Here is a 16,277-nt window from a genome sequence, read left to right on the forward strand (position 1 = left end):
GGCAGCTCCAGCCGCTTCGGCGCGCCGGTCGGCAAGCTCGGGCTGGTCATGTCCTATGACGAAATGGCCGGCCTGGTGGCGCTGGCCGGACGCTCGACCACCCTGGAAATTCTCCTGGAGGGTCGCATTCTCGACGCCAATGACGCCTACGTGAAAAATCTCGTGACTCGTGTCGTGGCCGACGTCGAAGTCGAGTCGCAAACCCTCGCCACGGCTAAGCGCATCGCCAACGGCGCGCCGCTTGTCGCTCGCTGGCACCGCCAGGCTGCGCGACAACTGGAAGCCGGCGTCGCACCCACCGACGAGCAGATCGACAGCAGTTACTCCTGCTACGACACCCAGGACTTTCAGATCGGCCTGAACGCTTTCATCGCGAAAGCCAAACCACAATTCGAGGGCAAATAACATGGGACCGCTGACAGGCATGCGCGTCGTAGAACTGGCTCACATCATGTCCGGACCGGTGTGCGGCATGATGCTGGCCGACATGGGCGCGGACGTGGTGAAAGTCGAGAAAGTCCCGGATGGCGATGACTCGCGCCGCTTCTCGCCGATCATGGCCAGCGGTGAATCCGCCTCGTTCATGGTGGTCAACCGCAACAAACGCGGGATCGGCCTTAACCTGAAAACCGACGGCGGCCGTGACGTGTTGCGGCGCTTGCTGATGGACGCCGACGTGGTCACGGAAAACTACCGCGCCGGCACCATGGAAAAATTCGGCCTGGGCTATGAAACCCTGAAAATCCTCAATCCGGGCCTGATCTATTGCGCGATCTCCGGCTACGGTCGCAGCGGACCGTTCGGCGAAAAAGGCGGATTCGACCTGATCGCCCAGGGCATGAGCGGCATGATGAGCATGACCGGTGAAGCCGGACGCGAGCCGGTCAAGGCCGGTTCGCCAGTAGCCGATATCAACTCGGGCATCCTCGCCGCCCTCGGCATCTGCGCCGCCTATGCCGCCAAACAGAAAACCGGCCTTGGGCAGATGGTCGATACCTCGCTGTTCGAAGCCGGCCTGCAACAGATGTACTGGCCGGCAGCAGCGTATTTCGCCGATGGCACCATCCTGCCGAAAATGGGTTCAGCCAACTCCACCAGTGCGCCGTATCAGGTGTTCCGCACCGCCGATGGCTGGATCAATATCGGCGCCGCCAACCAGGCCAACTACGAGCGACTGGTCGAGGCGCTGGCCGTCCCGCAGCTCAAGGCCGATCCGCGCTTTGCCAGTAACGCGTTACGTATGGAGCACCGCCTGGCTTTGGTGGAAATTCTCAACGAAGTGCTGGTGGCGCGCACCACCGATGAATGGATGGTGTTGTTCGACAGCCTCGGACTGCCTGCCGGACCTGTCCTCGACATCGCCGCCGCCCTGGCCCACCCGCAAACCAAGGCGCGCGGCATGGTCGTCGAGACTGAACACCCCACTGAAGGGCGGGTACGCGGCATGGGCCTGCCGATTCACTTCTCCGACATGGACAACGCCGCACCACCGACCAGCCGCCCTGCGCCACTGCTCGGCGAACACACCCGCGAAGTGCTGAAGGAAAGCGGTTACGCGGAAAACGAAATCGACGAGTTGATTCGAAGCCAGGCGGTGGTCGCGCTCGCCTCCTGAGATGTACCGCAATCTTGTAGGAGCGAGCTTGCTCGCGATGGACGTTAACGATGACGCGCTTTGCCTGGTTAAACGCGGCGCTCTCCAGTCCATCGCGAGCAAGCTCGCTCCTACAGCGATCCGCTTTTTTTAGAACAACAACAAAAACAACAAGGTGAACATCATGAGCCGTATCTTGACCGAGTCCGTTAGCCGCCGATCCTTCCTGGTGTCTGCCGGCGTCACCGTGGGTGGTGCTTTCGCCGCCAGCCTGCTGCCTTCCGGCGCCTTCGCCGCGACCAAACCTATTGTGTTGCGCTACACCAGCAGCCTGCCCGACACCCACCCGCTGAACAAGCAGATGAAAGCTGCCTCGCAAGCCATCAAGGTCGAAACCAATGGCGCAGTGGACTTGCAGGTCTACGCCAACGGCGCCATGGGAGGCGACACAGACATGCTGTCCCAGGTGCGCGCCGGGGCGATTGATTTCATTCCGTTGCCCGGCGCGATTCTTTCGACGCTGGTGCCGGCCATGTCGATCGAAAGCATGCCGTTCGCCTTTAAGGACTACGACAGTGTCTGGGCCGCGCTGGACGGCAAGCTGGGCGAGCACGTACGCGCCAAGACCGAGAAAGTCGGCCTGATCCCGATGGAAAAAGTCTGGAACAACGGCTTCCGCCAGATCACCAGTTCGACGCGGCCGATCAATACCCCGCAAGACCTCGCCGGCTTCAAACTGCGCGTTCTGGTCAGCCCCCTGTGGACGTCGATGTTCAGTGCCCTGGGCGCCTCGCCGACCGGCATCAGCATCAATGAAACCTACTCGGCCTTGCAGACCAAGGTCGTCGATGGCCAGGAAAATCCACTGGTGGTGGTCGAGTCCGCGCGTTTCTATGAGGTGCAGAAATACTGCTCGATGACCGACCACATCTGGGGCGGTTTCTGGATCGTTGCGTCGGGCAAGACCTTTCCAAAACTTCCCGCCGATGTGCAGGAAATCGTCTCCCGGCAAATCAACGCTGCCGCTCTGGTCCAGCGCCAACAGGTGATCGATCTCAACTCCAGCCTGGAGCCATCCCTGACCGCCCACGGCATCACCTTCAATAAAGTCGACCGTGCATTGTTCAGGGCTGACCTGCAATCGAAAGGCTTCTACAGCCAGTGGAAGGAAAAGTACGGCCCTGAAGCCTGGAGCTTGCTCGAGCAGTACGCGGGTCAACTGTCCTAAGCCGGAGACACAGTCATGAAAAATCAAATTCCAATGACGGATGTCACAACCGCTGAAGGACTCAGCCCGCGCCACGCCACGTTTCGCCTGGGACGCACGCTGGACACCGGCCTGCGCTGGTTGACTGAAGGCAGCGCGGCTCTGCTGGTGGTGATCGAAGTCACGTTGCTGTTCTGCAACGTGTTCTCGCGCTATGTGCTCAACCAGCCGATCGTCTGGGGGGATGAACTGGCGTCGCTACTGTTCCTCTGGCTGGCGATGCTCGGTTCGGTGGTGGCGATGCGTCGCGGCGAGCACATGCGCCTGACCTCGTTCATCGGCCGCTTGCCGGTAGAAAAACGCGCATTCGTCGACACCTTGGGCGCAGTCATCGTCATCACGTTCATCGGGCTGCTGTTCACTCCGGCCTGGGAGTACGTCAGCGATGAATGGGTCATCACCACCGCGGCCCTGGAAATCCCCAACGCCTTTCGCGTGTCAGCCATCGCTGTTGGCCTGAGCCTGATGCTGATGACCTGTGTCGCGCGGCTGTTGACCAGCGCCCGGCTGATCGATTTCTCGGTGTCAGTGGCGATGCTCGCCTCTCTCGCCGCGCTGTTGTGGGTGGCGCAAGGCACGATGCTACAGATGGGTAACTGGAACCTGGTGATCTTCTTCATGATCGGCGTGATGGCGATGATCGTCATCGGCGTGCCAATCATGGTCGCGTTCGGCCTGGCAACGGTGGCGTACCTGTCGACCATGACCAGCACGCCGCTGACCCTGGTGGTCGGTCGGATGGACGAAGGCATGGCGAGCCTGATCCTGTTGGCCATCCCGCTGTTCGTGTTCCTGGGCGCGCTGATCGAAGCCATGGGCATGGCGCGGGCGATGATTCGCTTCCTGTGCTCGTTGATCGGTCACGTGCGCGGCGGTCTGTCGTATGTGCTGATAGGTGCCATCTACCTGATCTCCGGCATTTCCGGGTCCAAGGCTGCCGACATGGCCGCCATCGCCCCGGCGCTGTTTCCGGAAATGAAGAAACGCGGCGAAGACGAAAACGAGCTGGTGGCGATGCTCAACGCCTCCGGGGCGATGTCGGAAACCATCCCGCCAAGCCTGGTGCTGATCACCATCGGTTCGGTAACCGGTGTGTCGATTTCCGCACTGTTCACCGGCGGCTTCATGCCAGCAGTCGTGGGCGCAATTGCCATGGCGGCGGTGGTCTGGTGGAAAAACCGCAAGAAAGACGCTTCCACTGGTAAACGCGCCACGGGCAAGGAAATCGGCCACTCGCTGCTGGTCGCGTTGCCGGCCCTGGCCCTGCCCTTCGTGATCCGCACCGCCGTGGTTGAAGGCGTCGCTACCGCGACCGAAGTCGCCGCCATCGGCGTGGCGTACACCTTCATCGTCGGTCTGCTGTGCTATCGCTGCTTCGATTGGCGCCGCTTGTATCCGATCCTGGTCAGCACCGCGTCGTTGTCCGGCGCGATCCTGATCATCATCGGCAGCGCCACCGCCATGGCATGGGCGCTGACCCAGTCAGGCTTCTCCCACCAGCTGGCGCAAGTGATGTCGACTGTGCCGGGCGGCGCGCTGGGCTTTCTGATTATCTCCGCCGTGGCGTTCATCCTGCTCGGCAGCTTTTTGGAAGGCATCCCGGCCATCGTCCTGTTTGGACCGCTGCTATTCCCGATCGCCAAAGCCATGGGCATCAACGACGTGCACTACGCCATGGTCGCGATCTTCGCCATGGGCCTGGGCTTGTTCGCCCCGCCGTTTGGCGTGGGGTTCTACGCCGCATGCGCTATCGCCAAGGTCGACCCTAGCGGAGCCATGCGTCGGGTCTGGCCGTACCTCGGCGCGCTGGTGGTGGCACTGGCGGTGCTGATCGCCGTGCCGTGGGTTTCCATCGGCTTCCTGCCTACTGCCTGAATTGCCCTTTGACTTGACCAAGAGGTTTTCCATGAATTTCTCCACAATGCATGCAGGCTCCGCCACCGAACGCCGACTGACCGTCGACAAGGAGCGCACCATCTCGTTTCTCGGCGAAGACTTGCGCATCTACGCCACGCCGCGCCTGGTCGATGACATCGAGCAGACCTGCCTTGATTACCTGCTGACCTTCCTCGATGAAGGCGAGAACACTGTGGGGGCCGCGGTCGATATCCGCCACGTCGGCGCCACACTGCTGGGAATGTCGGTGAACATCGCTGCCACGGTCACGCGCATTGAAGGTCGCAGTGTCACCTTCAACGTCGAAGTGCGCGATGACGTTGAACTGGTGGCTACGGCGGCGCACACCCGCGTAGTGGTGAACGTTGCCAAACTGCGCAGCCGCGTCCAGGCCAAAGCCGAAGCAGAGGCTGCGGGCGACGTCGAAGATGGCGTGCTCAGCCCTTCCCAATTGACTGCGGCGCGCTGAACAAGGGACGACGTCATGATCACGCTGCACGAACGCAACGGTTTGCCGAACCTTGCCGGCGAAGACGCGCTGCCGATTGTCGATGCCCACCATCACTTGTGGGACCTGGGCAACGGTCGATATCCGTGGCTGCAGGACGACTATCACGAGGACTTCTTTCTTGGCGACTATCACAGCCTGTGCCGTGATTTCCTGCCGGAAACCTTTCTCGCTCTGACCGAAAAGCAACGGTTGGTCGGCACTGTGCATGTCGAGGCCGAGCGCGCACGCGATGAGCAAGTCGCCGAAACCCAGTGGCTGGAACAGGTGAACGCCCGTTATGGTTTCCCGAGCGCCATCGTCGCCCACGCCTGGTTCGATCGCGAAGACAGCGCCGAGATTCTCGCCGCCCAGGCTGCGCGGCCACTGGTCAAAGGCATACGTTCGAAACCGCTGACCTCGGTGTCGCCGGACGTGTCGATTACCGGGGCCAAGGGCACCATGCAGGACCCGAAATGGCTGGAAGGATTTGCGCGACTGGCTGATCACGATCTGTCGTGGGACTTGCGCGTGCCGCCGTGGCACTTGGTCGAGGCGGCCGAGGTGGCGGCGATGTTTCCGCAAATCCGCATTGCGCTCAATCACACCGGCTTCGCCTGGGATCGCAGCCCGCAAGGCATCGCACGCTGGCGCAAAGGCCTGGAAGCACTGGCCTTGCAGCCCAACGTGCACATCAAATTGTCGGAGTTCGGCCTGAAGGATTCGCCCTGGAACTACGCCGACAACCGGGTGGTGGTACTGACCGCACTGGAGATTTTCGGCCCCGAACGCTGCATGTTCGCCAGCAACTTTCCGGTGGCCGGGCTGCGCGCTTCCTACGACACGATTGCCAATGGCATGGCTGACATGCTCGCGCCGATGGGTCGTGCCGTGCAGGAAGCAGTGTTCGCCGGCAATGCTCAACGCTTTTATCGCCTGGAGCAACTGCATGGATGAGGTATCGAGCATCGACTGGCGGGAACGCTTTCTGGCCAGCGGCGACGATGCGGACCTGCCTATCGTCGACGCGCACCAACACTATTTCGACATCGAAGCCCATTACTACCCGTGGCTGAACGATCGCCCGTTGCGACCGTTCCGCTATGGCGATTACTCGTCCATTTGCCGCAACTTTCTGCCGGCCGACTATCGCCGACTGGCCGGCAAGCATCGCGTGGTGCAGACCGTCGTCATTGAAGGTGAATGGGACCCGGCAACACCTGCGGATGAAGTGATGTTTGTCGAATCACTGGCGCAGAGCGAACCCGGCGTGGCGGCGATGGTTGCGCAGGCCTGGCTGGACCGTGAAGACGCTTTCGACCTGTTGCGCCTGTACGCAAATCACCCGTTGGTGCGCGGCATCCGCCACAAACCGACGGTGACCAGCCGCGAGGCCTGGCGTGTAGATTTTGCAGAATCAGGCTCCATGCGTGACCCGCGCTGGCGTGAGGGCTACGCACACCTGGCGAAAAACGGCCTGCACTTCGAGTTGCAGGCGCCCTGGTGGCATCTGCCAGAAGCCGCCGAGCTGGCCCGGGACTTTCCCGACGTGACCATCGTGGTCAATCACACCGCGCTGCCGGCGGATCGGTCCGAAGCAGGCTTGGCCGGGTGGCGTACCAACCTTGCGCTGCTGGCACGGGAGCCGAACGTTGCCTTGAAGATTTCCGGCATCTGCATCCCCGGCAAGGCATGGCCAGTCGAAGCGAACCGGATGGTGGTGAACGACGCGATTTCGATTGTCGATGTCAGCCGTTGCGCGTTCGCCAGCAATTACCCGGTCGATGGCGTGGTGAACAGCCTCAGCGAAGTCCTCGACGGGTTCAAAGCCATTGTTCGCGACCGCCCCCTCGCTGAGCGGCTGGCCCTGTTTCATGACAACGCCCGACGCATCTACCGGCTCACCTGAACCCCTTTGCACCGCTCACCAGGAGTCCAACATGTTTGAAGTTTCAGGCCACAACTACATCGCCGGCACACGTTCGGCAAACGGTACGACCACCCTGCATAGCCACGACGCCAGCACCGGGGAAGCGCTGCCGTACCGCTTTCATCAAGCGACAACGGAAGAAGTGAACGCAGCCGCACAAGCAGCCGCCACGGCTTACCCGACCTTTCGCAACCTTTCTGCCGCACGTCGCGCCGGTTTTCTCGACGCCATTGCCACAGAACTGGAGGCGCTGGATGAACCGTTCATCAGCCTCGTGTGCCGGGAAACCGCCCTGCCCGCCGCGCGCATCCAGGGTGAGCGGGCCCGCACCAGCGGCCAGATGCGCCTGTTCGCCACGATGCTGCGGCGCGGCGATTTCTACGGTGCGCGCATCGACTGTGCGCTGCCGGACCGACAACCGCTGCCCCGCCCGGACCTGCGCCAGTATCGCACCGGCCTCGGACCGGTCGCGGTGTTCGGTGCCAGCAACTTCCCGCTGGCCTTTTCTACCGCGGGCGGCGATACAGCCTCAGCCCTCGCTGCCGGTTGCCCTGTAGTGTTCAAGGCCCACAGCGGGCATATGGCGACCGCCGATTACGTCGCCGATGCGATCACTCGCGCCGCGGTAAAAACCGGCATGCCTGAAGGTGTCTTCAGCCTGCTTTACGGCAGTGTCGGTGAAGCACTGGTCAAGCACCCGGCAATTCAGGCAGTCGGTTTCACCGGTTCGTTGCGCGGCGGTCGGGCCTTGTGTGACATGGCAGCAGCACGCCCGCAACCGATCCCGGTGTTCGCCGAGATGAGCAGCATCAACCCGGTGTTGCTGTTGCCCGAAGCGTTGAAGGCACGCGGCGACAAAATCGCCACCGAGCTGAGCGCTTCTGTGGTACTGGGTGCGGGTCAGTTCTGCACTAATCCCGGTTTGGTACTGGGCATTCGCTCGCCGGAGTTCACCGCTTTCATTGAGCGTTTTGCCGGATTGATGAACGAACAACCCGCACAAACCATGCTCAACAGCGGTGCCCTGAAAAGCTACTGCCACGGCCTGGACAACCTGCGCGCCCACCCCGGCATAACGCACCTGTCCGGCACCGACCAACAGGGTAGTCAGGCACGACCACAAGTGTTCAAGGCCGACGTCAGCCTGTTGATCAACGGTGATGAATTGCTGCAGGAAGAAGTATTCGGCCCGACCACTATCGTCGTCGAAGTCGCCGACCACGCCGAGTTGATGCAGGCCTTGCACGGCCTGCGCGGACAGTTGACCGCCACCCTGATGATTGAAGACACGGAAGTCGGCAGTGTCAGCGACGTGCTGGCCCTGCTGGAACAGAAAGTCGGGCGCGTATTGTTCAACGGTTACCCTACGGGCGTGGAGGTCTGCGACGCGATGGTCCACGGCGGACCGTACCCGGCGACGTCGGATGCGCGCGGCACGTCGGTCGGCACTCTGGCGATCGATCGCTTCCTGCGCCCTGTGTGCTACCAGAACTGCCCCGACAACCTGCTGCCAGACGCCCTGAAAAATGCCAACCCGCTGGGCATCGCCCGCCTGGTTGACGGCGTCAGCCACCGCGAAGCGCTGTAAGTCACCGGCTTCAACTAACGCCCACTGATAGCAACAACTTCCGTGCCTGTGAACAACAGGCATCGGATTCGTTCGTCCCGAAAACCGCTGCACCCACAATAAAAACAGAGGAAGTCTCATGCACGTTCAACGTCACCCGAAACAACGCTTTTGCAGACTGATGCTGGCCGTTACTGCCGCCGTGATGATCAATACCGCAGGCACTCAACTGGCCGTTGCAGACACCACCCCCACCGCGACGACAGCGCCCATGCAATGTGCCACTGAAGCCACACCCCGCTACACCAAGACCCCCACCGGTTACCTCATGGTGTTGCGCACGGGTGACAACGCGTTCAAGGAACTGACCAAACTGGCGATAGCCGAGAAGATCCCCAGTGCCTCTATCAGCGGGATCGGTTTCGGCAACGTGAAGTTCGGTTTCTGGAACAAGGACAAAAAGGACTTCGACGCCAAGACCTTCAGCAACGTCGAGATGGCCAGCATCACCGGCTCGGTGGCGTGGAAGAATGACCAGCCTTCGATCCACATGCACGGTGTCGCCGGCGACGCCACGTTCCAGGCCTATGGCGGCCACATTCTGGATTTCGAAGTCACCACTGGTTCGATGGAGATCACTGTGATCTTGCACCAGCGTCGTCTGGAACGCGGGATTGACCCGTGCATCGGTGCCAACGTACTGGGTATCTGATTCCAACTGCAGGCTCCCGCCGACAGCGCATCTGTGATGGCGGGAGTCACCCTTCTCAATTCCAACTACAAAAACAAGGGGCGCTTCATATGGGCAACAAGAACACGGTCGTAACCCTGGCTCTGGGTGCCATTGCACTCAGCACCCAGGCGCAGGCCGACTTCCTGAGTGACAGCAAAGCCACGCTGGGCATGCGCAATTTCTACTTCAACAATGACAACCGCGACGGCTCGGCCGCCCCCTCGAAAACCGAAGAATGGGCACAGGGTTTCATGCTCGACTACAAGTCGGGCTACACCGATGGCGTGGTGGGTTTTGGCATCGATGCGCTGGGTTTGATGGGCGTTACCCTGGACAGCGGCAAAGGACGGCATGTCGGCAGCTCGATGATTCCTTCGGACAGCGACAACAGCGCCGTCGATGAGTGGAGCCGGTTGGGGCTGACCGGCAAGGTCAAGGTCTCGAAATCCGAACTGCGTCTGGGCACGCTGATGCCGAAGCTGCCGATCCTGGTGGCCAACGACGGTCGCCTGCTGCCGCAGACATTCGAGGGCGGGCAAATCACTTCGAGCGAGTTCAAGGATCTGACCCTGACAGGTGGCCGAATTGAACACGCCACAGGCCGGGGTTCAAGCGATCAAACCGGCCTGGCCGCCACGGGCGGTACCCGTGAAAGCAATGCGTTCGACTTCGCTGGCGGCGACTGGAAAATCACCAAGGACCTGACCGTCCAGTATTACTACGCCAACCTGGACGACTATTACACCCAGCAGTTTTTCGGCCTGATCCACACACTGGCGATCTCGGACAATCAATCCCTGAAAACCGACCTGCGTTACTTCAAGACCGACTCGTCCGGTAAAAACAGCTCGGGCACCTCGGGCTACAGAATCAGTGGCTACACCCAAGACAACGATGGCGAGATCGACAACCGGACCTGGAGTGCCGCGCTGATTTACTCCTTGGGTGCCCATGCGATTACGGCGGGTTACCAAAGCGTTTCGAGCGGTAGTAATTTCACTCAGCTCAATCAGGGCAATTTGCCGGACAAAGGCGCCGGTGGGGCCAGTCTTTACCTGTATACCGATCGCCTGATCCAGACCTTCACCCGCGCGGGCGAGCGCACAGCCTTCGGTCAGTATGCATATGACTTCGCAGCCTTGGGGGTACCGGGTTTGAAAGCGTCAGTCATGTACCTCAGCGGGGACAATATCAAGACGACATCCAGTGATAATCAGAAAGAATGGGAGCGGGATATCAGCCTGGACTACGTGCTCCAGTCCGGTGCGCTTAAAGGGGTTGGATTCGGTTGGCGCAATGGCAAGTCGAACAGCGAAGCGTCCCGCAACCAGGATCAAAATCGGTTGATCGTGACTTATAGCATTCCGCTGTTTTAGCTACAGAACATCACGATATCGCTCACTTCGAGGACGCTGGCCTACGGGAGGGGCTAGACTTTTGAGGGCATGCCGCAGGCGTCACTGTCTTGCCCATAGGTCCAGCACGCAGTGAAGATAGATACTCGCATGGAACGGCGATATAACTGCGCCTTGGCGCAGTTACCCTACGGCCATCCCTTAGTCGCTTCCTTTGCCGCAGTCAGATTGCAAGATGATCCGATCTGAAAGGTTCGTTGAACCTGAAAAAACGTCATCCTAATTATCAATTACCTGTTGCAGGTGAATCGCCAATTCCGTTGCAAACCGCCGCTCCGGTGTCTCGACATCAATGCCGAATAGCTCCTGAATCCGCGTGAGGCGATATCTGAGCGTTGTCACATGCACTCCCATGGCATCCGCACAGGCCTGGCTACGGCATCTTTCGCGCAGATACACAGTCAGTGTTTCCAGATAAGGCGTTTGATGCTTGCGATCATGGGCCAACATCGCGCCCACGCTTTCATTGACGAAGGTACGAATATCCTCCCCGCCCACCGCGGCCACAAAGATCGGCATCGGCCCGAAGTCCTTATCGGAAATCGGCCCACGGCGGCCAAACGATCGGGCGATCTCGATCAGCCGCCGGCAGCGCTCCCACGCGGCCGGGTAATCGCTGAGCGCCTTGCAGACGCCACTGGCCAGCAGAATCGGCTCGCTCCCCAAGTAATGCGCCAGGTCATCGACAATCTGCCGCTTGAGCTTGGCCAGCCGCTCGCGGCCTTTCTCGCCTTCGGACGGCACCAGGCACACCAGACCGTTGTCGACGATAATTACCGTCGAGTGAATGCCCGCCCGTTGCAGGATACGGGCGACGTTGTGGTGCAGATTCTTCGCCTCCCGCGCCTTGTCGCCATAATCGACAATGATCATCTGCTGCGCGGTGTTGAAGCCGAAACCCAGACGCTGGGCCCGCTGCTGAATGTCATCGGTGTCGCGCCAGCGACCTTCAAGTACTTCAAGCAGAAGTTCGGTCTGGGTGCGGGTTTCAAAGCGAAAGCGGATAAAGCTGCGCATCATCTGCACGCTCAAGGCGAACTTGGCGCTTTCCAGCATCAGCAGGTCCAGTTCGTTGACCGGCGCAGCCACCGGGAACAGCACCAGCGCTCCCACAAGTTCTTGATCGACCATCAACGGCTCGATTTGCGCCCGCAGGGTGAACTGGCGCTCGCCGTCGTCGAGAAACAGGTTGACTGTGCTGCGCAAAGCACTGCGCAAGCTTTCATGGGTCGCTTTGGAGATTTGCACCCCCAGCACACCGGCGACCGCCGACTGCCAGGCGGCATCATCGAACAATGCAGTGTCCGGCGAGCGACCGGCGACCACCTGATTGGCGGTAAAGTCCACGGCAATCACCGGGTTGGGCAATTGGTTGCCGACCATCAACGACAATGAGGTCACCGAACCACCACCCAGCACGTGCTCCAATAAGGTGGTGTGCACATGCAACGCCTGTTGCATGCGTTCGGCGGCGCGACGCTCGGCTTCCAGTTGACGCTGGCGCTCCACGGCGATGGCACCCAGGTGGATGATCATGCCGAGGAACACCCGATCTTCCTCCGATACGTCCATGAGCGTGCGGGAAATCACGCTGAGCACCATGGGCCGGCCATCGAAGTCGGTGCAGTTCATCGGCATCACCATCACCGTGCGGTAATCCCGCTCCAGAGATTCGTGGCGATAACCGGGGTACTCGCATACGCGCACGTCACGGATGAACACCGGCTCATTGCGCTGCAAGGCGGTCATTACCGGGCTGGATGACAGCTCCCAGCAATCCACCAGCGGCCGCTGCACCAGGGTCGGGTCATGGCGGGCGATGACATGGCCAAAACCGGCTTCCATATCGATGGCCATGATCGAGCTCATGGTCCAGTGGGTGTGCCGGCAACTGGCGTAGACCAATTGGTGCAGCATCGATTGCAGATCACCGCCGGAGTTGATCTGACTCGCTACATCGCGCAACGACAGTATCTGCATTTCTCGATTCAAGGCGCTCACCTGAACATGGAGGTCAAGGCAGCCAACTTGCCTGCCAGGCCCGCCGGATACTTGCGCCGTTTCAGAGCAATGTCCAACTAATTTTCACTGCGAAACCACGGAAGACGCTCTTTCCCTTTGCTCCTAGCCTAAGGCCACAACCAACAGCCACAAGGGCGACGAGTCATCATGAATCTGGAAAATCTGGGCGTCAGGAAATACTGCACCTTTATCGAAGAAACCTTTATCGAAGGCGGCAAGGACGCCGGTAAGCCGATCACCCTGATCGTGGTGGCCGCCGTGTTGAAGAACCCTTGGGCTGGCCAGGGTTTCGTCGAAAACCTGCGCCCGGAGATCCTGCGCCTGGCCCCGGGCCTGGGCTATGAAATGACCCGCCGCCTGACGGCCCTGATGCCGGGCGACAAGGTCGAAGCCTTTGGCAAGGCCGCCGCTGTCGGGGTCAACGGTGAGATCGAACACGCCTCGGGGCTGATCCACACCCTGCGCTTCGGCAACCTGTTCCGCGACGCCGTACAAGGCACCGCCTACCTGAGTTTCACCAACACCCGCAACGCTCCGGGCGCCCTGCTCTCGTTGCCGATGGTGCACAAAAGCGAAACCGGCAAGCGCTCGCACTTCCTGACCGCCAACTTCCAGATCGCCGATGCACCGGGCCCGGACGAAGTGCTGATCGCCATTGGCGCCTCCGACGGCTCCCGTGCGCACCCAAGGATTGCCGACCGCTATCAAGACATGGCGGAGATGGAAGCGGAACAACTCAAGGACTGATCTTTCCTTCTTAACGCAGCAAAATTTCCACAAAACTTCCTCTTGATCGACGCAAGCCTACGGTTTTGCTTCCCCGTAGGCTTCTTCCAAACAACAAGAAACAGGAGTACTCCGATGCCAAGCACCGTGATCAATGCCAACGCCGCCGTCGATCCCGGCGCCTTGCGCCAGGCCTTCGGCACCTTCGTGACCGGCGTCACCGTCATCACCACCCATGACGCCGAAGGCAATCCACGGGGCATGACGGCCAACTCATTCACCTCGGTTTCCCTGGATCCGCCGCTGCTGCTGGTGTGCGTCGGCAAATCGGCGGCCAGCTACACTGCGTTCGCCGCCAGCGAACAGTTTGCCGTGAACCTGCTGCATGAAGGGCAAGTGGACGTCTCGGGCACCTTTGCCTCCAAATCGCCAGACAAGTTCCAGACCGTCAATCACGACACGGTCCACACCGGGGCGCCGATCCTCACCGACAGCCTGACCTGGTTCGATTGCACCGTGCACCAGCGCATTGAAGCCGGCGACCATCTGGTGTTGATCGGCCAGGTTCGCGCCTTCGGCACCAGCCCCAAGTTGCCGCTGTGTTTTTGCCGTGGCCGCTACGGGAATATCCAGGACCCGCTACCGGCCAGTTGGCTGGACTCGCACAAGATGATCATCGGCTACCTGATCGAAGCCGATGACGCGATCCTGTTTCGCGCCGATGGCCAAGGCGGCTGGACGCTGCCCGTAGCCGGCAAGCGCAAAGGCTTCATTGATGCCGGCCAAAGCTCGCTGCCGGTGGAACTGGAGTCGACCTTTCTGTATTCGGCGTTCGATGTCGACGACACCGACCCGGGTTACCTGATCTACCGCGCCCAACTCGACAGCCCTGATGTCGAGTTACCCGACACCTTGCGCTTCTTTCCCCTCGACGATTTGCCCATCGAATTGATGCCGGTCAACGAACTGCGCTCAGTGGTGCGCCGCTATGCCCGCGAGCGCCAGAACCAGCAGTTCGGCATCTATACCGGCTCCGCCGCCAGCGGACGGGTGGCGATGATCGAGAGCTGCGCACTGACTGCCGAACCCCTTTGACACGCACCCACAGGACTCTTCCATGAAAACCACGGTCAGCGCCCTTGCGGGCAACCGCCTCAACCTGTTTATCGATGGCCGGTTCGTCGCGCCTGCCAGCGAAACCTGGGTCGAAAGTTTCGACCCCACCACCGGCCAGGCCTGGTACCAATTCGCCCAGGCCGATGCCAGCGATGTGGCTCGCGCAGTCGCGTCGGCGCACAAAACTTTCCACGACCCGCAGTGGCGCAATATGACGCCCACCGCACGGGGCAAGTTGTTGTATCGCCTGGCGCAACTGGTCGCCGAAAACGCTGAAGAACTGGCCCTGCTGGAAACCCGCGACAACGGCAAGCTGCTTCGGGAAATGCGTGCCCAGATGAGCGCCCTGCCCGACGCCTACATCTACTTCGCCGGCATGGCCGACAAGCTGCAAGGTGAAACCATCCCGGTCAACAAGCTCAACCAGCTCAATTACAGCACCCGCGAACCGCTGGGGGTCGTCGGCATGATCACCCCCTGGAACTCACCGCTGATGCTGCTCACCGGCACCCTGGCGCCGTGCCTGGCGATTGGTAACACCGTGGTGATCAAGCCGTCGGAACATGCCAGCGCCTCTACCCTGGCCTTGGCCGAATTGGTGATCGAAGCGGGCTTCCCGGCTGGCGTGGTCAACGTCGTCACCGGTAACGGTGCCGTCACTGGTGATGCTCTGACTCGCCACCCGGACATCGCTAAATACGTGTTCACCGGCAGCACCGACACCGGCCGACGCATCGCCGGCAATGCGGCCAACAACCTGGTGCCGTGCCAGATGGAACTGGGCGGCAAGTCCCCCCATGTGGTGTTTGCCGACGTCGACATCGACAAGGCGGTCAACGGCGTGGTCTCTGGCATCTTCGCCGCGGCCGGGCAAAGTTGCGTCGCCGGCTCGCGCTGCTTCGTCGAAGCGCCGATCTACGACAAATTCGTTGAAGCCCTGGTGGCCCGCACCCAGCGCATCAAGGTTGGCCATCCCATGGAAGAACACACCGATATCGGCCCGCTGGCACTGCAAGCCCAATTGCAAAAACTCGAAGGCTACATCGCCAGCGGCGCAAAACAGGGCGCGCAAGTGGCCATCGGCGGCAAACGTCCCAATGCCTCGAATCTGTCCGAAGGCTGGTACTTCGAGCCAACGGTGATGGCCAACGCCAGCAACGACATGCCGTTCATGCGCGACGAACTGTTCGGCCCGGTGGTCGGCGTGATGCCGTTCACCTCGGAAGAACAAATGATCGGCCTGGCCAACGACACCCACTACGGCCTGGCCTCGGGGATCTGGACCCAGAACATCGACCGCGCCATGCGTTTCGCCAACCGCATCGACGCCGGCACGGTGTGGATCAACACCTACCGCAGTTCAGCCTACATGTCCGCCAATGGCGGCTTCAAGCAGAGCGGTTACGGCCGTCGTGGCGGCTTCGACGTGATGCGCGAGTTTTCCCGGGCCAAGAACGTGGTCATCGACTACTCCGGCGAAATGCAAGACCCCTTCGTCATTCGCCTGCGCTGATTATTCAAGGA

General features: G+C 60.9%; 14 protein-coding genes. 13 read left to right on the forward strand and 1 reads right to left on the reverse strand.

Going from position 1 to position 16,277, the window contains the following annotated elements; genetic code table 11:
• The 10 genes from PMI29_RS07260 to PMI29_RS07215 form a co-directional block, all read left to right on the forward strand.
• A partial coding sequence (locus PMI29_RS07260) for an enoyl-CoA hydratase-related protein (protein ID WP_008001635.1) occupies positions 1–405 on the forward strand: 405 nt, incomplete at its 5' end.
• A 1-nt stretch (position 406) separates the two neighbouring features.
• The gene (locus PMI29_RS07255) at positions 407–1,615 is read left to right on the forward strand and encodes a CaiB/BaiF CoA transferase family protein (protein ID WP_008001636.1); all 1,209 of its coding nucleotides are present in this window, start codon (positions 407–409) and stop codon (positions 1,613–1,615) included.
• Positions 1,616–1,778: 163 nt separating this feature from the next.
• Positions 1,779–2,822 carry a TRAP transporter substrate-binding protein gene (locus PMI29_RS07250; protein ID WP_008001638.1) on the forward strand — a complete coding sequence of 348 codons (1,044 nt, stop codon included), beginning with the start codon at positions 1,779–1,781 and terminating at the stop codon, positions 2,820–2,822.
• A 15-nt stretch (positions 2,823–2,837) separates the two neighbouring features.
• A complete protein-coding gene (locus tag PMI29_RS07245; RefSeq protein ID WP_008001640.1) occupies positions 2,838–4,736 on the forward strand; it encodes a TRAP transporter large permease in 1,899 nt (632 codons plus the stop codon).
• Positions 4,737–4,767: 31 nt separating this feature from the next.
• Entirely contained in the window at positions 4,768–5,226 is a 459-nt protein-coding gene (locus PMI29_RS07240) for a thioesterase family protein (RefSeq protein ID WP_008001642.1), read from the forward strand.
• 15 nt (positions 5,227–5,241) lie between these two features.
• Positions 5,242–6,201, forward strand: coding sequence for an amidohydrolase family protein (locus PMI29_RS07235; protein ID WP_008001644.1), 960 nt, complete (start codon positions 5,242–5,244; stop codon positions 6,199–6,201).
• Complete coding sequence (locus PMI29_RS07230) at positions 6,194–7,153, forward strand: amidohydrolase family protein (RefSeq protein WP_008001646.1); 960 nt, start codon at positions 6,194–6,196, stop codon at positions 7,151–7,153. Before PMI29_RS07235 ends, PMI29_RS07230 begins: the two co-directional genes overlap by 8 nt.
• Before the next feature lie 31 nt (positions 7,154–7,184).
• Positions 7,185–8,762, forward strand: a complete 1,578-nt coding sequence (locus tag PMI29_RS07225; protein ID WP_008001648.1) for an aldehyde dehydrogenase (NADP(+)) — start codon at positions 7,185–7,187, stop codon at positions 8,760–8,762.
• 118 nt (positions 8,763–8,880) lie between these two features.
• Positions 8,881–9,453 (forward strand): PPC domain-containing DNA-binding protein, encoded by a 573-nt coding sequence (locus PMI29_RS07220; RefSeq protein ID WP_008001651.1) that lies wholly within the window; start codon positions 8,881–8,883, stop codon positions 9,451–9,453.
• Positions 9,454–9,542: 89 nt separating this feature from the next.
• Positions 9,543–10,850 (forward strand): OprD family porin, encoded by a 1,308-nt coding sequence (locus tag PMI29_RS07215; RefSeq protein ID WP_008001655.1) that lies wholly within the window; start codon positions 9,543–9,545, stop codon positions 10,848–10,850.
• A 258-nt stretch (positions 10,851–11,108) separates the two neighbouring features.
• Here PMI29_RS07215 and PMI29_RS07210 read toward each other — a convergent pair whose 3' ends face one another.
• Positions 11,109–12,890 (reverse strand): helix-turn-helix domain-containing protein, encoded by a 1,782-nt coding sequence (locus PMI29_RS07210; RefSeq protein WP_238541677.1) that lies wholly within the window; start codon positions 12,888–12,890, stop codon positions 11,109–11,111.
• Between the two features lie 168 nt (positions 12,891–13,058).
• On the opposite strand from PMI29_RS07210, the gene PMI29_RS07205 reads away from it, so the two are divergent.
• From PMI29_RS07205 to PMI29_RS07195, 3 genes are all read left to right on the forward strand, one after another.
• Complete coding sequence (locus PMI29_RS07205) at positions 13,059–13,658, forward strand: amino acid synthesis family protein (protein ID WP_008001659.1); 600 nt, start codon at positions 13,059–13,061, stop codon at positions 13,656–13,658.
• A gap of 114 nt (positions 13,659–13,772) precedes the next feature.
• A complete protein-coding gene (locus PMI29_RS07200; protein ID WP_008001662.1) occupies positions 13,773–14,732 on the forward strand; it encodes a flavin reductase in 960 nt (319 codons plus the stop codon).
• A 22-nt stretch (positions 14,733–14,754) separates the two neighbouring features.
• A complete protein-coding gene (locus PMI29_RS07195) occupies positions 14,755–16,266 on the forward strand; it encodes an aldehyde dehydrogenase (RefSeq protein ID WP_008001663.1) in 1,512 nt (503 codons plus the stop codon).
• Positions 16,267–16,277 lie beyond the last annotated feature (11 nt).

This window comes from Pseudomonas sp. GM49 (genome assembly GCF_000282355.1).
Taxonomy (GTDB): domain Bacteria; phylum Pseudomonadota; class Gammaproteobacteria; order Pseudomonadales; family Pseudomonadaceae; genus Aquipseudomonas.